The sequence below is a fragment of the Pseudomonas sp. S3_E10 genome (genome assembly GCF_054667615.1).
In genome coordinates this window covers 4,101,083-4,121,603 of record NZ_CP162743.1, presented here as the reverse complement: position 1 = coordinate 4,121,603, position 20,521 = coordinate 4,101,083, and the positions used below count along the sequence as shown (strand labels likewise).

Genomic DNA, 20,521 nt, shown 5'->3' with positions numbered 1-20,521 from the left:
GCGATGATGTCCCTGACCTTGCGCCAAGTGCGTTACTTCATCGCCACCGCCGAGATCGGCCAGATCTCCCAGGCGGCGATTCACCTGAATATCTCCCAGTCGGCGGTGACCACGGCGATCAAGGAGCTGGAGGCGATGCTCGGCGTGCAGCTGTTTGTGCGCTCGGCCCAGGGCATGAACCTGACCGACGCCGGACGGCATTTTCTCAACCGCGCCTATGTGATTGCGCGCAGTGTCGACGATGCGTTGAACAGCCCCCTGCCCGACCATCGCGCCAGCGGCGTACTGCGCCTGGCCGCCAGTTACACGGTGCTCGGTTACTTCCTGCCCCACCACTTGCAGCGCCTGGAGCATTGGCATCCGGACGTGACCATCGAGGTGTTCGAGCAGGAGCGCCAGGCCATCGAACAGGGCTTGCTCGACGGCCAGTTCGACATGGCCGTGGTGCTCACTGCCAACCTGACCCACCCCGATATCGTCTCCGAAATCCTGTTTAACTCGGAACGGCGCCTGTGGCTGCCCAGCCATCACCCACTGTGCGAACACGCCAGCGTCAGCCTGGCCGAGGTGGCCCGGCACCCCTACATCCTGCTCACCGTGGATGAAGCCGAACACAGCGCCATGCGCTACTGGGAACAGGCCGGGCAGACACCCAAGGTGCGGCTGCGCACCAGTTCGGTGGAGGCGGTGCGCAGCATGGTCGCCAACGGCAGCGGCGTGGCGATCCTGTCAGACCTGGTGCACCGGCCCTGGTCACTGGAAGGCAAGCGCATCGAAACCCTGACCGTCACCGACCCCGTCACGCCCATGAGCGTCGGCCTGGCCTGGCACCGCGAGCGTGCGTTTACCCCGGCGATGCAGGCGCTGCGCGATTACTTCCACGACGCGTTCCTGGCGCCGCAGCAGTTGTCGGCGCGGCGTTAAAGATGGGTTTGCACGATGGCCGCCAACCAGTCCATGAACACCCGCACCCGCAATGGCAAATGCCGCTGCCCGGCGTAGAGTAACGACACGTCCAGGGGCGGCGCCGGGTACTGCGGCAGTACCGCGATCAGCTCGCCGCTGGCCAACTCATCGCCGATGCCCAGGGCCGGCACCTGGATAATCCCGAAGCCGCCCAGGCACGCCGACGTGTACGCATCGGTGCTGCTGACAGTGACACGCCCAGCCATGGGGATACGTTGCACTTTGTTGCCTTGCAGGTATTCGAACCCCGCCGAGCGCGAACCCAACGGTCGCACGTAGTGCACCAAGTGGTGGCCGGCCAAGTCAGCCAGGGTTTGCGGCACACCAAAGCGTTGCAGGTAGGCGGCGCTGACACAGTTGATCATCGGCATGCTGCACAGCAGCCGCGCCACCACCGTCTGGTCCGGTTGCGCGCCGACCCGCAACACGCAATCAAACCCTTCGGCGAGCAGGTCGACCTGGCGGTCGGTGGTGCTGATTTCCAGCTCGATCAGCGGGTGCGCGGCCATGAACTGCGGCAGGCGCGGCAAGATCAAATCGCGGGCCATCACGTTGGGCATGTCCACACGGATGCGCCCGGCCAACTGCGCTTCATCCTGGCGGAACAGGCCTTCCAGCTCGTCCATATGGGCCAGCAGATCCTTGCTGCGCTCATACAAAACGCGGCCGTCCTGGGTGGCTTGCACCTTGCGCGTGGTGCGTTGCAACAGGCGCGCACCGAGCAGTTCTTCCAATGCCTGCACATGCTCGGACACCGTGGAGCGCGGCAGCCCCAGGCTCTCGCCGGCCTGGGTAAAACTCGACAGTTCGGTAACGCGCACAAAGGTGCGCAGCAACTCCAACTTGTTCATGGATTGTTCGCCTTATCCGGCCAGTGATTCCGGTTCTGCTCTGTTTATCACGTTATAAGCGGACAAATACACTCGGTCCCACGCTCACATCTGAAGAGGACTGCACCATGACCCGTAAAATCGCACTCATCACCGGCGCCAGCCGTGGCCTAGGCAAGAACGCCGCGCTGCATCTGGCGGCGCAAGGCGTCGACATCATCGGCACTTACCACAGCAAGGCCGACGAAGCACAAGCCTTGGTAGCGCAGATCGAACAATTGGGTGGCCGCGCCGCCATGCTCAAGCTGGACGTGAGCCAGAGCGCGACCTTCGGCGCTTTCGTCGGTGAAGTGGCCGGCGTGCTCAAGGAAGTTTTCGCACAGGATCACTTCGACTTTCTGATCAATAACGCCGGTATCGGCATTCACGCCAGCTTTGCTGAAACCACCGAGGAGCAGTTCGATCAACTGGTGGCGATTCAATTCAAGGGCCCTTTCTTCCTGACCCAGAAGTTGCTGCCGTTGATCCGCGACGGTGGGCGCATCCTTAACGTCTCCAGCGGCCTGGCGCGCTTCAGCCTGCCAGGTTACGCGGCCTATGCGGCGATGAAAGGCGCGATGGAAGTGCTGACCCGCTACCAGGCCAAGGAATTGGGCGGGCGCGGCATCAGCGTCAACGTCCTCGCACCCGGCGCCATCGAGACCGATTTCGGCGGCGGCGCCGTGCGCGACAACGCCAGCCTGAATGCCATGGTCGCCAACAACACCGCGCTGGGCCGCGCCGGTTTACCGGATGACATTGGCGGGGCCATCGCCAGCCTGTTGGCCGACGGCAGCCACTGGATCACCGGCCAACGGATCGAGGCCTCGGGCGGTATGTTTTTGTAGGAGCTTTTCGCGCAGCACGTCATACCCCCAGTGATACACATAGGTATACGGCAGGAAGAACAGCAGTATGCCGATGTCGAGGACAAACGCCTGCAACAGGCTGATCTTCAGCCACGCCGCGATCAACGGCACGCACACCAGGATCAGCCCGCCTTCGAACAGCAACGCATGGAGCACGCGGGTCCAGGCGGTGTTGGCCAGTTGCAGGCGCACCTTGAGGCGGTCGAACAGGCCGTTGAAAATCACGTTCCATGTCAGCGCCATAAGGCTGATCGCCAGGGTGACCATGCCCATTTCCAGGGCCGGCTTGCCCATGATCCACGCCAGCAAGGGCGTACAGATCAACAACGCCAAGGCTTCGAAACCAATGGCTTGGCACACGCGTTCAGCGATGGATTTGGTAGGGCTCATGACCGGTCTCCGTGAGTGAGGAAGGTTGCCATGATCACCCCTTGTCTCGATACTTCATAACCAATAACCATCGATCAAGGCGATAGTCATGGCCTCTCATGAAGTGCTGCAGGCGTTTGTCCAGGCGGCGACCCAAGGCTCGTTTTCCGCAGCCGCGCGCAAGCTGGGCAAGAGCCAGTCCACCGTCAGCGCGGCAGTGGCCAGCCTGGAGATTGACTTGGATGTGGTGCTGTTCGACCGCAGCAGCCGCAAACCAGCCCTCACCCCGGCCGGCCATGTGTTGCTGCAACGCGCCGAGCAGGTGCTGGAGGCCAGCAGCCGCTTGGAACTGGCGGCGAGCCAGTTGGCCCAGGGCCTGGAGCCGAAGCTGACCATCGCCATGTCCGATACCTACCAATCCGACCGTTTCGAGTGCGCCCTCAGCGCATTTGAACAGCGCTATCCGGACCTTGAGCTGGAATGCCTGATCGCCGAATGCGAAGACTTGATTGCCTTGGTGCAGAGCGGTCGGGCGCAGATTGCGTTTATTGAGCACCAGGCGGTTTACCCGCCGGACCTGACCTGCGCAACCGTGGACGAGCGCACGGAAATTGCGTTGTTCGTGTCGCCGAAACACCCGTTGGCGGCGCTCAAGTCCATCACCGCACACGCCCTGCAACAACACCGCGAATTGCGCCTGGCCAGCATCATCAACCCGAATGAAACCCGCGCCACCGGGCGCGTCTGGTCGGCACCCAGTTACCTGATGCTGATGGAGATGGCCCAACTGGGTTTCGGCTGGGCACCGATTCCGCGCTGGCTGGTAGAGCGGTTTGGCGGCGGGCAACTGGTCGAACTCACCGCACGCAGTTGGCCGCGTTCGGTGGCGGTGGATGCGCTGTGGTCGCGCCACCACGCGCCGGGGCCGGCGGGGAGTTGGTTGTTGGGCAAGATGCTGGAGTGACGAGCACTGCCGGTGCTGACACTGAGATCACCTGTGGGAGGGGGCTTGCTCCCGATGGCGGTGTGACAGTATCCGATGTGCTGGCTGAACCACCGCTATCGGGAGCAAGCCCCCTCCCACAGTTTGATCTTCATTGCATGGACGATTTGAGTTCAGCCAGGCGGCTGTCAAGAAAGCGCTGTTCCGGGACCTGCTGGGTCAGGGACAGGGCTTTTTCGTATGCCAGGCGTGCGTCTTCCCACCGCCCCAACCGCCGGCAGAACTCCCCACGCGCCGAGTGTGCCAAGTGGTAATCGAGCAATTCGCCGCGCGCCAGGATCGCTTCCACCTGCTGCAACCCCGCCAGCGGCCCATCACGCATGGCCAGTGCCACCGCGCGGTTCAACTCGATCACCGGCGACGGCATGGCCCTGAGCAATACATCGTAAAGCCCGACAATTTGCGGCCAGTCCGTTTGCCCTGCGCTCGGCGCCTCGGCATGCACCGCCGCAATGGCCGCTTGCAGGCAGTAGGGGCCGAAGCGCCGCGTGGTCAGCGCGCGTTCGACCAGCGTGCAGCCTTCGGCAATCAGGGACGCATCCCACAACGAACGGTCCTGTTCATCCAACAGCACCAGTTCGCCATTGGCCGAGGTACGCGCCGCGCGGCGAGATTCGTGCAGCAGCATCAGCGCCAGCAGGCCCATCACTTCCGGTTCCGCCAGCAATTCCATGAGCAAGCGCGCCAGGCGAATGGCTTCGCCGGTTAATGCTTCGCGGGTGAGGTCGGCGCCCATGGACGCCGAATAGCCTTCATTGAACACCAGGTAAATCACGCGCAATACGCTGTCGAGGCGCTCGGGCAATTCGGCCAGGGACGGTACTTGATAGGGGATTTTCGCCTCACGGATCTTGCCCTTGGCGCGCACGATGCGCTGGGCGATGGTGGTGGGCGTGACGAGAAACGCATGGGCAATTTCTTCAGTGGTGAGGTCGCAGATCTCGCGCAAGGTCAGCGCCGCCTGGGCATCAGGTGCCAGCGCGGGATGGCAACAGGTGAAGATCAGGCGCAGGCGATCGTCTTGCACGTCTTCAACGCTCCAGTCGGCCGCTTCCAGTTCGTCGGCCTGCGCTTGCAACAACGGGGTGAACCGCGCCTGGCGGCGCAGGCGGTCGATGGCCTTGAAGCGCCCGGTGGAGACCAGCCAGGCGCGGGGGTTGTTGGGTACGCCGTCCTGCGGCCAGCGTTCGACCGCGACGAAGAACGCCTCGTGGAGGGCTTCTTCGGCGAGGTCGAAATCACCCAGCAGGCGGATCAGCGTGGCGAGCACGCGCCGCGATTCACTGCGGTAGATCGCCTCGATCTGCGGCGTCAATCGCGCATGCCTTCGGTCGAGGCTCTGGCCCCGGCCATTATGAAAACCCATGGCTTGGCGCATTGATCAAGCAGCTGATGGACGGTTCAAACGCGGCAGGTTGTCGGAACATGGGAAAAACCTCCTGATTGTTGGGATTGTTGTACTCAGAGATTCAATTCGCGCACCGGGCGCACTTCCACGCTGCCGACCCGAGCAGCCGGGATGCCGCCGGCTACCTGGAGCGCTTCGTTAAGGTCCCGGGCTTCGATCAGGTAAAAGCCGGCGAGCTGCTCCTTGGTTTCGGCAAACGGCCCGTCGGTGATCGACAGCTTGCCGTTGCGCATGCGCACGGTGGTGGCGGTGCTCACTGACTCCAGCGGCTCGGCGGCAAGCATGCGCCCGCTGGCCTGGATGGCCTGGGCGTAAGCGAGGCATTCCGGGTCGGCAGGGCTGTCGGGCGAGGTGTGCAGCACCTGTTCGTTGCTGTAGATCAGGCACAGGTATTTCATGGCGTTCTCCGTTTTCGGACTATTGACTATAGTTCGCGACGCTCAAGGTTTCAGGTCGAACAGCGCGGTGCCTGTGGCCATATCGAACGGGGCCGACCAATGCTCATGCACCACTTTCCATTCGCCGTTGAATCGCTGATAACCGGCGGTGACGCGCATCCAGCAGGCCTTTACCTCGCCATCCGGCCCGGCGCCGCCGCAATGGGCCAGCCAGTGGGCAAAGGCGCTGTCCTGGGCCTGCACGATGCGCAGTTCGTGGAACTCGAAAATACCGGGGCCAGGGCAGTGCTCCATGCACGCCTTCCAGTGTTCGCGGTAAGCGGCCTTGCCCTTGAATTGCAGGGCGCTAACGGCGTCGAACGAGACGATATCGTCGGCGTAATAGCTGACAATTTTGTCGATATCACGGGCCAGTACGGCGTGTTTCCAGTGTTCGATCAGGGTGTTGATTGCAGTGCTCATGGTGTTGACTCCTGGGATGGAAAATCATGGAAGACACCCTTAGTCGAACGCGCCGTGGGCCAATCGACAGACCGTTGAAAAATAATTTCAACCCCGCCAAACCCGATAGACTGCGGCCTTACTTGCAGCCGTTCGGACACCCCGATGCACACCCGCCTGGTCGATTACGCCGCGCTGACAGCCACACAGCAACAGCACGTCAGCGCCATCGAAGTGCATCCCGAGCAGTTACCGTTTTGCGGCGACATGTATTGCGCGCTCAATAGCCTGTTGGCTAAACCCAGCCCCGGCGTCAAAGGCTTTGCGCTGCTGGCCGATGATTTCCCCGTGGCCTTCCTGTTGCTCAAGCGCCCGCCGTGCCTGCCGCACTGGGCCGACGAACACAGCGCCACGCTGCATGCCTTGCAGGTGGATCGCCGGCAACAGGGCCGTGGGTTCGGCAAGGCGTGCCTGCAGGCATTGCCGGCGGCGGCGCTTGAGGCGTGGCCGCAGATCAAGGCGTTGGAGTTGTCGGTGGATACCGACAATGTGGCGGCAATGGGCTTGTATCTGGGGCTCGGATGGGTGGACAGCGGCGAGGCCTATAAAGGGCGGGTGGGCTACGAGCGCAGGTTGAGGTGGGTGTTTGGTCGGGCCACCGTTGACACTGCCGAAATGTAACGTATATATGACTTAACCTTTCAAAAGTAACGAATACGTAACATGGACGCCTCGGTTATTACCCAACGACTCGGTCATCAAATCCGCGCCATGCGCCTCAATCGGGGCTATAAACAGGCCGACCTGGCGAAGCTTGCGGGCATTACCCGGCAGAAACTGATTGAAATTGAACAAGGAAGCCTCTCGGTTTCCATGAATGCTTACGCCCGGGTGATGGCGGCCTTGGGCAGCGAGGTCAAATTGGTACCCGTGACCCTGCCGACGCTGGAGGAGTTAGAGGATTTGTTCGATGAATAGCCCAACGCTCCATGTGCGTACCCCTCAAGGAGACAGCGGTAGTGTGTTGCTCAGTGCTGACGACTATCTGTTTCGATACAGCGACTCAGCAAAGGCACAAAGCGCAGTAAGCCTGTCTATGCCTGTTCGAACGCAGGAGTACCGTCGCAGAGAGCTTCATCCCATTTTCCAGATGAACCTGCCGGAAGGCTACGTTCTGGAGCAATTGCGCAATCGCCTCGCCAAAATGATGAAGGTCGACCCCATGCTGTTACTGGCATTGTCAGGCAGCAGTGCGCCGATTGGCCGAGTGTTCGTATCCTCCGAGCAAGTGAACGGATTACTCCAACGCAACAGCCCCTCTACCACAGGCGAGAACCTGGACGAGATTCTCGCCTGGGACGGTGCGCAAGATTTGTTCGCCGACTTGATGGATCGCTACATTTTGCGGGCAGGCATTTCTGGTGTGCAGCCCAAAGTACTGGTGCCGGAAAAACCACAGACACCCGAGCAGAAATTCACCTCGAAAACAGACGATCTGATTATCAAGAGCGGGCGCGAGGAGTTTCCGGGGTTGGCTATCAATGAGTACCTGTGCATGTCCATTGCACGGGATGCAGGCCTTCCCGTGCCGCCGTTTTACCTGTCGAAGAACCATAAACTGTTCGTCATGCGACGCTTTGACCGAGACGAGCAGCTCAACCCGTTGGGCTTTGAAGATATGACCACCCTGATGGGCCTGTCTGCCGAGCAAAAATACAGCAAGAGCTACGCCGCCATCGCGAAGGCCGTGCGCGTTTTCTGCGCCCCGGCACATCAACGCAGCTCACTCGATCAATTGTTCGATAGCGTGGCGCTGAGCTGCATCGTGGGTAATGGCGATGCACATCTGAAAAACTTCGGCGTGCTCTACAGCGATCCAGTGCAGTTGGATACGCGACTGGCACCTGCCTACGATATTGTAAACACCACGGCCTACATCCCCGAGGATGCACTGGCGTTGGACCTGAGCGGAAATAAATCAATGTTCGCCTCGCGCCTTGGCATCCTCGAATTCGCCAAAACCTGCGAAGTCGAGAATCCTGAAACACGCATCCAGGCGTTGCTCCAGACGCTTGAAGTCGTGCTCAAGCGCGAAGACGATTACTGCCGGTCAGCGCCTGAAGTGGCGAAAGCCATACGGCAATCCGCTGAGGTTTACCAACGCAGCTTTGGTGGCTGAGGTGCCTCTGCAGGCGCCGGCAAGCCGGCACCCGCATGATTGCAGTCAGCCGCGCTCTCCAACCGGTAACCAGATCTCCACTGTGCCCGTGCCTTTGCGCGCATCAAAATCGGCGCTGTAGCGCTCGAAATCCGCGCCCATCACCTTGTAGCCCGAGTGCGGCAGCCACTCGAACATGATGCGCTCGTAGGTCTGTTCCAACGCCTGCACCGGGCCGTGATGCGGGAACACGGCATAGTTGAGCGGTGGAATTTCGATCACTTCAAAGTTGCTCGGCACCGCGCTTTTAGCCGGGACTTCCACGCCGGCCATGTAATCGAATTCGCCATGGTGGGGGTTATGGCAAACCCCATAGGTCACACCGCCGACACGCTTTTTGATGTCTTTGACGCAGGTGTCGAACAACTCCCACAACCTGGGTATATCGCCGACGGTGGCCTTCGAATAACGCCCTTGTACCCCGGCGATCACCAGCGCCTTGCCTGCTTCCATGCGTGGCTCCAGCGGTTGTCTTGTCTGCTGATCCATACGAACAGTCTCCTTCTTATGAGGGAACAAACCCGCATCGAGTATAGGGGCATTTTCACGCAGCGCTTCAACCGGAAAATTTTCCTACGCATCTAGACAACTGGCCATCACGGACCGTATTGTCTGCCCCGCAGGCCACCGCAGTGGCCGACGTCGCTCGGACGGTTCCGGGCGCTTACGTACTTCGAGGCAACAATGGCCGAACAAGGTTCGCCGCGCCGCTTTGCGCGCATCGATCGACTCCCCCCTTACGTATTCAACATCACTGCCGAGCTGAAGATGGCTGCGCGTCGGCGCGGCGAAGACATCATCGACTTGAGCATGGGTAACCCCGACGGCGCCACGCCGCCGCACATCGTCGAAAAACTCGTGCAAGTGGCCCAGCGTGAAGACACCCACGGCTACTCCACCTCCAAAGGTATTCCGCGGCTGCGCCGGGCGATTTCGCACTGGTACAAAGACCGCTATGAAGTGGACATCGACCCCGAGTCGGAAGCCATTGTGACCATTGGTTCAAAAGAAGGCCTGGCGCACTTGATGCTGGCCACGCTGGACCAGGGCGACACTGTGCTGGTGCCCAACCCGAGCTACCCGATTCACATCTACGGCGCGGTGATTGCCGGCGCCCAAGTGCGCTCGGTGCCGCTGGTGCCCGGCGTGGACTTCTTCGACGAGCTGGAGCGGGCGATTCGCGGCTCGATCCCCAAGCCGAAGATGATGATTCTCGGCTTCCCGTCCAACCCCACCGCGCAGTGCGTGGAGCTGGATTTCTTTGAACGGGTGATTGCGCTGGCCAAGCAATACGACGTGCTGGTGATCCACGACCTGGCCTACGCCGATATCGTCTACGACGGCTGGAAAGCCCCGTCGATCATGCAGGTGCCGGGCGCCAAGGACGTTGCGGTGGAGTTTTTCACCCTGTCCAAGAGCTACAACATGGCCGGCTGGCGCATCGGCTTTATGGTGGGCAACCCGGAACTGGTCAACGCCCTGGCCCGCATCAAGAGTTACCACGACTACGGCACCTTCACCCCGCTGCAGGTGGCGGCGATTGCGGCATTGGAAGGCGACCAGCAATGCGTGAAAGACATCGCCGAGCAATACCGCCAGCGCCGCAATGTGCTGGTCAAGGGCCTGCATGAGCTGGGTTGGATGGTCGAGAACCCGAAGGCGTCGATGTACGTCTGGGCCAAGATCCCCGAACAGTACGCCGCCATGGGCTCGCTGGAATTTGCCAAGAAGCTGCTGCTGGAGGCCAAGGTGTGCGTGTCACCGGGCATCGGCTTTGGTGAGTATGGGGATGATCATGTGCGCTTTGCGCTGATCGAGAACCAAGACCGGATTCGCCAGGCGGTACGCGGGATTCGCGGGATGTTCAGGGCGGATGGGCTAGTCGCTAAAGCCTGAATCTGACTCGGTCAAAATGTGGGAGCAAGCCCCCTCCCACATTTTAATTGGGTTATCAGCCCGGTTTCATTGGGTGTCTGTTAGACCACCAACGACAGCAGCATGATGAAGATCAGTGCCACGATGGACAGGATGGTCTCCATCGCCGTCCAGGTCTTGAAGGTTTCTGCCACGGTCATGTTGAAGTACTGCTTCACCAGCCAGAATCCCGCATCGTTGACGTGAGACAAGATCAACGAGCCCGCCCCCGTCGCCAACACCAGCAATTCGCGGTTAACCCCTGGGATCATTCCTACCACCGGCACCACGATGCCCGCGCCAGTGATGGTCGCCACGGTCGCGGAACCGGTGGCCACGCGGATCACCGCCGCCACCAGCCACGCCAGCAGAATCGGGTTGATCTGCGCGTTCACCGCCATATGGCCGATCACGTCACCCACGCCGCTGGTCACCAGCATCTGCTTGAAGCCACCACCGGCACCGATGATCAGGATGATCGCGGCGGTGGGCGCCAGGCTTGCGTCGAGCAGCTTGAGGATCTGCTTGGCGTGGATGCCCTGGCGAGTGCCGAAGGTATACAGCGACAGCAGCAGCGCCAGCAGCAAGGCGGTGATCGGGTGACCGATCATGTCCATCCAGTTGCGCACTACGTTGCCTTCGGCAAACGCGATGTCGGCGAAGGTTTTGAGCAGCATCAGGAACACCGGCAACAGCACGGTGACCAGGGTGATGCCGAAGCTTGGCAGCGACTTGTTATCGGTCTCGCGGGCCAGTTGGTCGACCAGCTCCTGGGACGGGTTGCCGGGGATGTACTTGGCGATGAACGTACCGAAGATCGGGCCGGCAATGATGGCAGTCGGCAGGGCGACGATCAGGCCGTACAGGATGGTCTTGCCGATGTCCGCGCCAAACACGCCGATGGCCAGCAGCGGGCCCGGATGCGGTGGCACCAGGCCGTGCACCGCCGACAGGCCGGCCAGCAGCGGGATGCCGATCTTGATCAACGACACGCCGGTGCGGCGCGCAACAATAAACACCAGCGGGATCAGCAGCACAAAACCGATCTCGAAGAACAGCGGGATGCCCACCAGGAAGGCGGCAAACATCATGGCCCACTGGACCTTGTCCTTGCCGAAAGCGCGGATCAGGGTCTGGGCGATCTGATCGGCGCCGCCGGATTCGGCCATCATCTTGCCGAGCATGGTGCCCAGCGCGAGGATGATGCCGACAAAGCCGAGCACCCCGCCAAAACCGTCCTGGAACGCCTTGATGATCTTGTCCACGGGCATGCCCGAGGTCAGGCCGAGGAAGCCGGCCGCGATGATCAACGCAATAAAGGGGTGAACCTTGAACTTGGTGATCAGAACGATCAACCCGATGATGGTGACGACTGCATCTAGCAGCAGGTACGACTCGTGGGACATGCCAAACATGGGGGTCTCTCCTGTTTGTTGTTGTTATTAAAGCGGGTGTTGAATCTCCTGCCGGGGATAGCGCTATCTTTTCCGGCAAAAAATTAATCAGTTCGTTCAAAACCGTGCAGAAGCCACCAGGCGTTGGTTTGCTCGGCCAGGGCCTCAACGCTGTCTTCGCTGGCGTTGAGGGCCAGGGTCAGCGGCTCGCCTTTGGGCGATTCAAGGGTGGCGAACTGGCTGTCTATGAGGCTTGCCGGCATGAAATGGCCGGGGCGATGGGACACGCGGTCCGAGGCCACTTCACGGGTCAGTTCCAAAAAGACGAAACCCAGGCCCGGCGCGGCTTCACGCAGGTGGTCGCGGTATTTCTTCTTCAGGGCTGAACAGGTGAGCACCGGATGTTCACCGGCTTTAAGAGAGCGGCGCAGTTCATCGCAGAGGATGTCGAGCCAGCCGGCGCGGTCGTCGTCGTCGAGGGGGTGGCCTGCGCTCATCTTTTCGATGTTGGCGGCGGGGTGAAAGCTGTCGCCTTCAATGGCAGTGGCGCCGTTCAGCCGGCACAGGGCCTCGCTGACACTGGTCTTGCCGCAGCCGGCGACGCCCATGATGACCAGGGCGGTAACAGGTTGACTCATGAAACACCTCAAGACGCAGATAGCGCTACCTTTGCACGCCTTGAGGCGAGTGCAAAAACAGGCTTTTCCCGCGCCGTCTTGTCATTTTTATGGAGTGACGCGTGCATCCGCTCCAATCATTTGAACCGGATCAGGCAACCCAGAGTTCAATAATTTGCAGCCATTTGGAGACAGCGCTACCTTAGTGCCTCGATTTTTGTTTGGCAAGCCGCCTGATGACCTCCAAGAACGATAAAAATACGCGCACCACGGGTCGCCCGACCCTTAACGAAGTCGCCCGCCTGGCCGGCGTCAGCCCGATTACCGCTTCCCGCGCCTTGCGTGGCATCAGCACCGTGGCCGTTGAGCTGGTCGAAAAAGTGCAGCACGCCGCCGCCGAACTCAACTACGTGGTCAACCCCGCCGCCCGCGCCCTGGCCTCGGCCCAGAGCCATTCGGTGGTGGTATTGGTGCCGTCGTTGTCCAACCTGCTGTTCATCGAAACCCTCGAAGCCATTCACCAGGTGCTGCGGCCCAAGGGCTTCGAAGTGCTGATCGGCAACTCCCACTATTCGCGCGATGAAGAAGAAAACCTGCTGCGCAACTACATGGCCTACCAGCCTCGGGGTTTGCTGCTGACGGGGTTCGATCGCACCGAAAGCGCCCGACGGATGGTCGAGGCCAGTAACGTGCCCTGCGTATACATGATGGACCTGGACCCGAATGCGGGCGTGAACTGCGTGGGCTTCTCGCAACTGGCCGCGGGCGAAACAGCGGCGGCGCATTTATTGTCCCGTGGGCGCAAACGCCTGGCCTATATCGGCGCCCAGTTGGACCAACGCACCCTGCTGCGCGGCGAAGGGTTCCGCCGGGCATTGCAACAGGCGGGCAAGTACGACCCGGCGCTGGAACTGCTCACGCCGCGCCCGTCTTCCGTGGGCCTGGGCGGTGAGTTGTTTTTGCAACTGCTGGCCGCGCATCCGGATGTGGATGCGGTCTTCTTCGGCAACGACGACCTGGCCCATGGCGCCCTGCTGGAAGCGATGCGCCATGGTATTAAAGTGCCGGAGCGCGTGGCGGTGCTGGGCTTCAACGACTTGCCCGCGTCGGCGTTCATGGTGCCGCGCTTGAGCAGCATCAGCACGCCACGGGAAGCCATTGGCCGGCGCGCGGCGGAACATTTGTTGACGATCATGGCGGGTAACAAGATCGCCAAACCGGTGGTGGATATGGGGTTTGAGTTGCAGGTACGGGAAAGCACGTAAGACGCCTGTAAGACGGGGCTGACATCGCGGTAAGCCCCTTGCCCGGTTGCCTACGCTTACGTCAGAATCCGCCGGCTTGTGTGCCTGGGAGGTGGTCTTTAAGGTTGGCCGGTCGCTGAATTTTTCGGTGATCGGGTTTAGTAGCCCGACTATTGGTCACTCTTAGTGCATGAGCCTTTTCTGTTTTATGGCGGCTGTGCGTAGGGCATCTTCGGGTGCGCCGGCTTTGAGTGTCCACCGGTCTACTAACCTGCGTACAGCTGCCACCCTCGTTGAGTAGCGATGAGGTATCAGCCACATCAGGTACGTCAACAATGCAAAGCATCCCCACGCATACGCTCTTCACTGTCACTCCTGGTTCCTCCAGCGAAACCCTGCTGATCAACAGCTACGAAACCGTGTCTGCCGTGAGCACCTTGTTGCTCGACCTGTCCAATGACCTCAGTGGTAAACAGCGTGATGTGGCATTGGCCATTCATCAACTGAGCGAGCTGTCCGTCTTGCTGGTGGGCAAAGCCATGGACCAACATACTCCGCGCTGTTAAGACCTTTACTCGGTCAAAATGTGGGAGGGGGCTTGCTCCCGATGACGGCGTGTCAGCCAAGTATTCATTAGCTGGACCACTGCTATCGGGAGCAAGCCCCCTTGTTTTACCGTGCCCGCTTGGGCATCTCGCCGTAGCGTGCAGGCCCTGCTAGATTGTCTCCCTCTCCACTGCCAGGGAATCACCATGGGACACTCACTGAAAATCCTCGGCCGCACCTCTTCCATCAATGTGCGCAAAGTACTCTGGACCTGCCACGAACTGGGCATCGACTACGCGCACGAGGACAACTGGGGCATCGGCTTCAAACCCACCCAATCCGCCGAATTCCTCGCCCTCAACCCCAACGCGCAAATACCGGTGCTGATCGACGACCATGGCGTGCTGTGGGAATCCAACACCATCTGCCGCTACCTCGTCAGCCTCTATCAGCGCCACGACCTGTTGCCCGCCGAACCCGCGCCACGGGCGCGGGTGGAGCAATGGATGGACTGGCAGGCCACCGAACTCAATCCGTCTTGGGGTTACGCTTTCCATGCCTTGGTGCGCCAGCACCCCGACTATCAGGACCCGGAGCGTATCAAGGCCGGTGTAAAGGCCTGGAACGACAAGATGGGTCTGCTGGAGCAGCAGCTCGCGAAAACAAAGGCCTACGTCGCCGGTGAAGAGTTCACCCTGGCCGACATCCTCATCGGCCTTTCGGTGCACCGTTGGCGCATGACACTCCCGGAGCATCCGCCCTACCCTGCCATCGCGGCCTACTACGAACGCCTCAGGCAACATCAGGGCTTCAAGAACTTCGCCCTCGACGGTCACAACTAGAATCGGCAAGACGTTTTCCCGAGTCGGACGGCAACGCCTGGCCGCTGGCGGCACAAGTCTTGCCGCAGCGGCCATGCCATCCCCAACAAACACGGGGCTTTGATGCCCGGCACGCTATTTGCTCCAGCGGTTGCACCGTACATTTTCCCAGGTGACCGATCATGCTGGTTAACAACAACACCCAAGCCCTGTCGACCGTGCAACAGATCAAGCGGCCCGACATGGACCCCGCCAACGCCGCCGCCAGCGCGCTGTACAGCGGTGCCCTGCAAGCGGTGCAACAAAGCGTGACCGTGCCGGCCGCGCAGAAGGAACTGGACAAGGCGACCGATCGTATCGATGAAGCCTTCGCCAAGACCCGCGTGCAGTTACAGGCCAGCGCAGCAACCAGCGATGTGCCGTCGACCACGGCAGCTTCGGGCGCGCGCGCCGAGTTCACCGACTACATGAGCAAATCCCCGGCCGAGCGGATTCGTGAGCAGTTGCTCAAGGAGCAAGGCTTGACCGAGGCGGATGTGCAGACCATGTCGCAGGAAAAACAGGACGCTATTTCCAAGCAAGTGGCCGAGCGCCTCAAGCAGCAGCAAGAGCAGCAGGTAGCGGCGAAAACGGCAGACCCGCAGGCCCGGACAGTGAAAGAAACCCTGGCGGCAATCTAGGCCGCGCCGCTGGCCTGATGCGTGTGGTTTGAGCGGGCGATCAAAACGATGACAGGGGTTTGCGCAAGGCTGCTATTGAGCCAGCATTTGCAACAAGGCGCTGGCACTGGAGGACAGCGGGCGTCGTGGGGTTGCCACCAGCGCAAATTCACGATGCACCGGCACCTTCAACGGCATGACGCGCAAGCCTCGGCGCTCGACGGGCAAGGTCATTTCCGGCACCAGGGTCACGCCCACTCCTTCACGCACCAGGCTGAAGGCGCTGCTCCATTCGCGCACTTGCACGCGGATATCGCCCAGCGCCAGCCCGGCCTCGGCGCCAAGGCTGCGGGCATTGGCGGTGCAGCCGCCGGTGGCGAGTACAAAGGGTTGTTGAAGTAATTCTTCCAGCGACACGCTGGCCTCAGAGGGGCGCTGTGCCAGTGCATGGTCCGCGGGCAATACTGCCAGCCACAGGTCACGCCCCAGCAATGTGGCATTGCGCTCAGGCTGGGGGTTGAGCACCACGCCCAGGTCAATCAGGCCGGCCTCGAGCAAGGTGTCCACTTCGCTGTCGGTCACTTCGAGGGGAGTGACCTCGATACCTGGATACAGCTGGGCGAAACGCTGCAACTGCGGCGTTAGAAACTTAGCCAGCACACTCGGGAAACTGGCGATACGAATGCTCCCACGCAGCATCGGCCGGGCATGATCCACAGTGCGGCGAATCGTCTGCAAGGCGCCCAGCATCACCCGCGCCTGTTCGATCACGCTCAATCCCAGGGCAGTGGGCAAGGTGTTGCGCGGGGCTCGGGTGAACAGTTGCGCGCCCAGGGCCGCCTCCATGCCGGCCATGGCCTGGCTGGCGGCGGATTGGGTCATGCCCACGCGCTCGGCGGCGGCGGTGATGCTGCCGTGGTCGGCCACGGCCACCAGAAGGCGCCAGTGCATCAGATTCATCATGGCAGTCGCTGTCCTTATGGCAGGGCGCTGAAGGTTTAATTTTACCCACGGTGGCATGCCCGCGAGACTGGCGCAAATTCTGCGGAGCCGCCCCCTGATGAAACTGTACTTTTCTCCAAACGCCTGCTCCCTCGCCCCGCATATCGTGCTGCGCGAATTGGCGCTGCCCTTTGACCTGGTGCGAGTCGACAACCAGGCAAAAACCACCGCCGATGGCGAAGATTTCTTGCAGATCAATCCCAAGGGTTATGTGGCGGCGCTGCAACTGGACAATGGTCAGGTGCTGACCGAAGCCAGCGCCATCCTGCAATACCTCGCCGACCTCAAACCCGACGCTGAGTTGGCCCCGGCCAATGGCAGCTGGGAGCGCGTGCGCTTGCAGGAATGGCTGAACTTCATTGCCAGCGAAGTGCATGGCGGGTTAGCGGTGTTCTTCAACAGCGCGATCCAAGGTGACATCAAGGCGATGTTCATGGCCACGCTATTCAAGCGCTTTGCGATTCTGGTACAGACACTGGAGCGGCAGGACTACTTGATGGGTTCACAGTTTTCGGTAGCGGATGTGTATTTGTTCGTGGTGCTGCGCTGGGCCGACATTCACGCGATCAATCTGCGCGAGTGGCCGGCGCTGGCAGCGTTTCAACAACGGGTAAGTGCACGGCCAACGGTGATTGCCGCGTTGGCCGCTGAAAACCACTGAGGCTAAGGTGATCAGTGCCCGAACAGCCCGGTTTCGGTCTTCTTGGCTTTTTTGTCGGCACGTTTTTCATCGGCGGTCTTTGCCGGTTTTTTCTTCGCGGCTTTCTTTGAATCCATACCTTTGGCCATGCTGCGTACTCCACTGTAAGGGGATGCAGCATTGGGTATACCACCTATTACCCGGCAGAAGGCGCTTATAATCGCCGGCTCTTTATAACGCGTGCTTGAACACCATGCCCGAGTTGCCCATTGATCTGCTGGCAGAGCCCCTGTGGCCGCTGCTGAACAAGTTTTATCGCCGCCATGACTCTTCGATGAAAGCCCTCAAGGGTGGACGACTATGGGTTGTGCGGGACACCGAAATTGTGGCGGGGCTGTGCCTGAGCCCCGTGGTGGGTGGGCAGTGGCTGACGGGGATGTTCGTCGACCCGGCCTATCGCGGCCAGGGGCTGGCGACGCGGTTGATTCAACAGGCGGTCGCCGGGGTGGACGGCACGGTGTGGCTGCTGTGCCATCCGGATCTGGAAGGTTTGTATCAGCGCATGGGGTTTTCCCAGGACACCGTGCTGCCGCAGTCGCTAAGTGAGCGGTTGGTGCGCTACAGGCGTAATAAGCCAATGATTGCGATGGGTTTGCAATAACCAGGGTAGCGAGGCAAGCCCTCCACCCGTTTGATCGGTGTGGACGTTATTCGTCGGCCGTCGGATCCATGTCCGGGAACATCACCTCGATAAATCCGAACTTGCTGAAATCGGTAATCCGCGACGGGTACAACCGACCGATCAGGTGATCGCATTCATGCTGCACCACCCGCGCATGGAAACCGTCGGCAAAACGCACAATCGGCTCGCCCTTCGGGTCAAACCCCTCATAGCGAATCTGCTGGTAACGGTTCACCGCGCCGCGTAACCCCGGCACGGAAAGGCAGCCTTCATAGCCCTCTTCCAACACCGGGCTGAGCGGCGTGATCAGCGGGTTGATCAGGATGGTCTGCGGTACCGGCGGTGCATCCGGGTAACGTTCGCTGGCTTCGAAGCCAAAGATCACCAATTGCAGGTCCACGCCGATCTGCGGCGCGGCCAGGCCTACGCCACCGACATGCTCCATGGTCTGGAACATGTCGTCGATCAATTGCCACAGCTCGGGGCTGTCGAACATTTCCGGCGGAACCGCAGGGGCGATGCGCAGCAGGCGTTCGTCGCCCATTTTCAGGATGTCACGGATCATTGATCAGGCTCGACGGGGGTGGGTTTGGAGTGGTCCCGGCCGAGACCGGAGACATGCTGTTTTTCTTGCGCGGGCTCATCGATCCCCTTCGCGCCGGGCGCCTTGCCTTCGGCCGACATGTGCTCGATCACTGCATTCATCTCGGCACCGAGCAGCAGCACGGCGGCCGAAATGTAGAAGTACAGCAGCAGCACAATGATCGCGCCGATACTGCCATACATGGCGTTGTAGTCGGCAAAGGTTTTGACGTAATAACCAAAGCCCAGCGACGCGACGATCCACACCACCACCGCCAACACCGAGCCTGGGGTGATAAAGCGGAATTGCTGCTCCACATCGGGCATCACGTAGTACATGAGGGCCACGGCGAACATCAGCAGAATCACGATCAGCGGCCAGCGCACGATGGTCCACAGGGTAACCACGAACTCCTGCATGCCGATCTGCCCGGCCAGCCACTCCATCACCTGCGGGCCGAGCACCATCAGCGCGGCGGCGGCCAGCAGCATGCCGGCGATGCCGACGGTGTAGAAAATCGACAGCGGGAAACGCTTCCAGATCGGCCGGCCTTCCACCACATCGTAGGCGGCGTTCATCGCGCTCATCATCAGGCGCACGCCGGCTGAAGCGGTCCACAACGCAATCACGATACCCACCGAAAGCAGGCCGCCCTTGGACTGTTGCAACTGGTCGATCACCGGGTTGACCTGCTCCAGGGCCTGGGGCGGCAATACCAGCTCCGACTGCAGGCGCAGCCAACTGAAAAAGTCCGGCAAGTGCAGGAAACCGATCAGGGCAATCAGGAACAGCAGGAAGGGAAACAGCGAAAACAGCATCTGGTAGGCCAGTGCCGAAGCGTAGGTGGACATCTCGTCATCGACGAATTCCTTGACGGTGCGCGCCAGAACCTTGTGCAGCTTGAGACCATCGAGAACCGGAAAGATCATAGCGTCTCCTTTCGCCGCAAAGAGGGTGAGGTCGTGGGCGACTCAGGGGCCGTTTTCTACATCAAAGTAGCCCATTTGGCGACTTTGAAACAATTTCGAAAGTTTAGTTGCAGTAACCGATACAAAAACGGCCATCCGTGGATGGCCGCAGCGCTGCATCAAGACCGCCGGCATATCGATTTACCGGGTGGCTTTTTTTACCGCATCTTTGGTATCGCCGACCGCTTGCTGCACTTCGCCTTTCTTCTCCTGGATCACACCTTCCGCGCGCAGCTTGTCGTTGCCGGTGACTTTGCCGACGCCTTGCTTGATGTTGCCAGCTGCTTCGTTCGCCAAACCTTTTGCCTTATCCGATGTGCTGCTCATGGTATTTCTCCGAAGGAACAATCAAAGGTTTTGGTCATTGCGTAGCGATTGACCCGAGGCCGTTCGACAGAGTTTCAATTATTTTGCGGCAGGCATTTCATCGAAAGCGGCAGGTTTGGCTTTATGTTTTGTGGCCAACCCACGAGAATGCCCGGCACATTCAGGCTATAACGCTGAATAACAGATCCCGTAGGAAGGTTATGAAACTCAATAAAGCACAGGCCATCGCCCGCAGAAACCAGGAATTGGGCGGTGCCGTACTCGGCGTCAACAACTGCCACTTCACCGACCTGGACCGCAAACGCAACATCTGGTGGTTCGACCTGCCGGTAGGCCGTATTGCCGTCGGCCAGTACGAGTGGATTCACCTGTTGATGCACAACGCCGAGTCCGACCAGTTGCTGCACCTGAAGGTGCCGACGGCGTTCCTGCGTGAGAAGCTCGAAGGCTTGGTGGTGCGTAACGCGGGCAAGCGCAGCCCGGAGATCACCCTGGAGCTGAGCGCGGACAAGGATTCGTTCTTGAAGGATGTACGCCCGGCGGGTGCGGGTGTGAGCTTCGCGCAGTTCGCTCTGTAAGCACA

The 20,521-nt window shown here is 60.6% G+C and carries 26 protein-coding genes; 14 read left to right on the top strand and 12 right to left on the bottom strand.

All coding sequences use genetic code 11. The features are described from left to right. The first annotated feature begins 6 nt into the window (after positions 1-6). The gene (locus tag AB4N98_RS18870; RefSeq protein WP_026067362.1) at positions 7-924 is read left to right on the top strand and encodes a LysR family transcriptional regulator; all 918 of its coding nucleotides are present in this window, start codon (positions 7-9) and stop codon (positions 922-924) included. On the opposite strand, the gene AB4N98_RS18865 is transcribed toward AB4N98_RS18870, so the two are convergent. Continuing rightward, positions 921-1,817, bottom strand: coding sequence for a LysR family transcriptional regulator (locus tag AB4N98_RS18865; RefSeq protein ID WP_460148860.1), 897 nt, complete (start codon positions 1,815-1,817; stop codon positions 921-923). The genes AB4N98_RS18870 and AB4N98_RS18865 overlap by 4 nt on opposite strands. Before the next feature lie 107 nt (positions 1,818-1,924). Here AB4N98_RS18865 and AB4N98_RS18860 point away from each other — a divergent pair, with 107 nt between their 5' ends. Then, entirely contained in the window at positions 1,925-2,683 is a 759-nt protein-coding gene (locus tag AB4N98_RS18860; RefSeq protein ID WP_017529117.1) for an SDR family NAD(P)-dependent oxidoreductase, read from the top strand. Here the strand turns inward: AB4N98_RS18860 and AB4N98_RS18855 are convergent. Then, positions 2,582-3,094, bottom strand: a complete 513-nt coding sequence (locus AB4N98_RS18855; protein ID WP_017529118.1) for a multidrug/biocide efflux PACE transporter — start codon at positions 3,092-3,094, stop codon at positions 2,582-2,584. The two genes, AB4N98_RS18860 and AB4N98_RS18855, sit on opposite strands and share 102 nt — an antisense overlap. Before the next feature lie 88 nt (positions 3,095-3,182). On the opposite strand from AB4N98_RS18855, the gene AB4N98_RS18850 reads away from it, so the two are divergent. Continuing rightward, entirely contained in the window at positions 3,183-4,037 is an 855-nt protein-coding gene (locus AB4N98_RS18850; RefSeq protein WP_065876705.1) for a LysR family transcriptional regulator, read from the top strand. Positions 4,038-4,167: 130 nt separating this feature from the next. Here AB4N98_RS18850 and AB4N98_RS18845 read toward each other — a convergent pair whose 3' ends face one another. The 3 genes from AB4N98_RS18845 to AB4N98_RS18835 all read right to left on the bottom strand — a co-directional run bounded on the left by AB4N98_RS18845 (position 4,168) and on the right by AB4N98_RS18835 (position 6,344). Beyond that, entirely contained in the window at positions 4,168-5,391 is a 1,224-nt protein-coding gene (locus tag AB4N98_RS18845; protein ID WP_017529120.1) for an RNA polymerase sigma factor, read from the bottom strand. Between the two features lie 146 nt (positions 5,392-5,537). Beyond that, the gene (locus tag AB4N98_RS18840) at positions 5,538-5,882 is read right to left on the bottom strand and encodes a YciI family protein (protein WP_017529121.1); all 345 of its coding nucleotides are present in this window, start codon (positions 5,880-5,882) and stop codon (positions 5,538-5,540) included. A 42-nt stretch (positions 5,883-5,924) separates the two neighbouring features. Next, positions 5,925-6,344, bottom strand: a complete 420-nt coding sequence (locus tag AB4N98_RS18835; protein WP_017529122.1) for a YybH family protein — start codon at positions 6,342-6,344, stop codon at positions 5,925-5,927. 144 nt (positions 6,345-6,488) lie between these two features. Between AB4N98_RS18835 and AB4N98_RS18830 the strand changes: the two genes are divergently transcribed. From AB4N98_RS18830 to AB4N98_RS18820, 3 genes are read left to right on the top strand one after another with little or no spacing between them, the layout of a single operon-like run. Continuing rightward, the gene (locus AB4N98_RS18830) at positions 6,489-7,004 is read left to right on the top strand and encodes a GNAT family N-acetyltransferase (protein ID WP_017529123.1); all 516 of its coding nucleotides are present in this window, start codon (positions 6,489-6,491) and stop codon (positions 7,002-7,004) included. 42 nt (positions 7,005-7,046) lie between these two features. After that, a complete protein-coding gene (locus AB4N98_RS18825; RefSeq protein WP_017529124.1) occupies positions 7,047-7,301 on the top strand; it encodes a helix-turn-helix domain-containing protein in 255 nt (84 codons plus the stop codon). Beyond that, on the top strand, positions 7,294-8,502 hold the full coding sequence (locus tag AB4N98_RS18820) for a type II toxin-antitoxin system HipA family toxin (RefSeq protein ID WP_065876704.1): 1,209 nt from the start codon (positions 7,294-7,296) through the stop codon (positions 8,500-8,502). The genes AB4N98_RS18825 and AB4N98_RS18820 overlap by 8 nt, the downstream gene beginning before the upstream one ends. A gap of 45 nt (positions 8,503-8,547) precedes the next feature. On the opposite strand, the gene AB4N98_RS18815 is transcribed toward AB4N98_RS18820, so the two are convergent. Continuing rightward, complete coding sequence (locus tag AB4N98_RS18815; RefSeq protein ID WP_017529125.1) at positions 8,548-9,030, bottom strand: GyrI-like domain-containing protein; 483 nt, start codon at positions 9,028-9,030, stop codon at positions 8,548-8,550. A gap of 195 nt (positions 9,031-9,225) precedes the next feature. On the opposite strand from AB4N98_RS18815, the gene alaC reads away from it, so the two are divergent. Then, complete coding sequence (alaC, locus tag AB4N98_RS18810) at positions 9,226-10,437, top strand: alanine transaminase (protein WP_460148859.1); 1,212 nt, start codon at positions 9,226-9,228, stop codon at positions 10,435-10,437. A gap of 80 nt (positions 10,438-10,517) precedes the next feature. On the opposite strand, the gene AB4N98_RS18805 is transcribed toward alaC, so the two are convergent. After that, on the bottom strand, positions 10,518-11,870 hold the full coding sequence (locus tag AB4N98_RS18805) for a GntP family permease (RefSeq protein WP_017529127.1): 1,353 nt from the start codon (positions 11,868-11,870) through the stop codon (positions 10,518-10,520). A gap of 83 nt (positions 11,871-11,953) precedes the next feature. Beyond that, positions 11,954-12,487: a gluconokinase gene (locus AB4N98_RS18800; protein ID WP_017529128.1), complete on the bottom strand. Its 534-nt coding sequence runs from the start codon at positions 12,485-12,487 to the stop codon at positions 11,954-11,956. Between the two features lie 212 nt (positions 12,488-12,699). Here AB4N98_RS18800 and gntR point away from each other — a divergent pair, with 212 nt between their 5' ends. The 4 genes from gntR (at position 12,700) to AB4N98_RS18780 (ending at position 15,757) form a co-directional block, all read left to right on the top strand. After that, positions 12,700-13,731 (top strand): HTH-type transcriptional regulator GntR, encoded by a 1,032-nt coding sequence (gntR, locus tag AB4N98_RS18795; protein WP_026067363.1) that lies wholly within the window; start codon positions 12,700-12,702, stop codon positions 13,729-13,731. A gap of 314 nt (positions 13,732-14,045) precedes the next feature. Then, positions 14,046-14,276: a DUF6124 family protein gene (locus tag AB4N98_RS18790; RefSeq protein WP_116079203.1), complete on the top strand. Its 231-nt coding sequence runs from the start codon at positions 14,046-14,048 to the stop codon at positions 14,274-14,276. A gap of 186 nt (positions 14,277-14,462) precedes the next feature. After that, on the top strand, positions 14,463-15,098 hold the full coding sequence (locus AB4N98_RS18785) for a glutathione S-transferase family protein (RefSeq protein ID WP_017529131.1): 636 nt from the start codon (positions 14,463-14,465) through the stop codon (positions 15,096-15,098). A 161-nt stretch (positions 15,099-15,259) separates the two neighbouring features. Continuing rightward, a complete protein-coding gene (locus AB4N98_RS18780) occupies positions 15,260-15,757 on the top strand; it encodes a hypothetical protein (RefSeq protein ID WP_017529132.1) in 498 nt (165 codons plus the stop codon). A 72-nt stretch (positions 15,758-15,829) separates the two neighbouring features. Here AB4N98_RS18780 and AB4N98_RS18775 read toward each other — a convergent pair whose 3' ends face one another. After that, on the bottom strand, positions 15,830-16,699 hold the full coding sequence (locus AB4N98_RS18775) for a LysR family transcriptional regulator (RefSeq protein WP_017529133.1): 870 nt from the start codon (positions 16,697-16,699) through the stop codon (positions 15,830-15,832). A gap of 97 nt (positions 16,700-16,796) precedes the next feature. Here AB4N98_RS18775 and gstA point away from each other — a divergent pair, with 97 nt between their 5' ends. Together gstA and AB4N98_RS18765 are read left to right on the top strand one after the other, a co-directional pair. Then, positions 16,797-17,399 (top strand): glutathione transferase GstA, encoded by a 603-nt coding sequence (gene gstA / locus AB4N98_RS18770; protein ID WP_137220229.1) that lies wholly within the window; start codon positions 16,797-16,799, stop codon positions 17,397-17,399. Positions 17,400-17,631: 232 nt separating this feature from the next. After that, positions 17,632-18,039: a GNAT family N-acetyltransferase gene (locus tag AB4N98_RS18765; RefSeq protein WP_217855331.1), complete on the top strand. Its 408-nt coding sequence runs from the start codon at positions 17,632-17,634 to the stop codon at positions 18,037-18,039. A 46-nt stretch (positions 18,040-18,085) separates the two neighbouring features. Here the strand turns inward: AB4N98_RS18765 and def are convergent, their stop codons facing one another. From def to AB4N98_RS18750, 3 genes are all read right to left on the bottom strand, one after another. Beyond that, positions 18,086-18,625, bottom strand: coding sequence for a peptide deformylase (gene def / locus AB4N98_RS18760; RefSeq protein WP_017529136.1), 540 nt, complete (start codon positions 18,623-18,625; stop codon positions 18,086-18,088). Then, complete coding sequence (locus tag AB4N98_RS18755) at positions 18,622-19,572, bottom strand: YihY/virulence factor BrkB family protein (protein WP_017529137.1); 951 nt, start codon at positions 19,570-19,572, stop codon at positions 18,622-18,624. The genes def and AB4N98_RS18755 overlap by 4 nt, the downstream gene beginning before the upstream one ends. A gap of 180 nt (positions 19,573-19,752) precedes the next feature. After that, positions 19,753-19,938, bottom strand: a complete 186-nt coding sequence (locus tag AB4N98_RS18750) for a CsbD family protein (RefSeq protein WP_017529138.1) — start codon at positions 19,936-19,938, stop codon at positions 19,753-19,755. A 200-nt stretch (positions 19,939-20,138) separates the two neighbouring features. Here AB4N98_RS18750 and AB4N98_RS18745 point away from each other — a divergent pair, with 200 nt between their 5' ends. Then, positions 20,139-20,516, top strand: coding sequence for a hypothetical protein (locus tag AB4N98_RS18745; RefSeq protein WP_017529139.1), 378 nt, complete (start codon positions 20,139-20,141; stop codon positions 20,514-20,516). Positions 20,517-20,521: the final 5 nt, after the last annotated feature.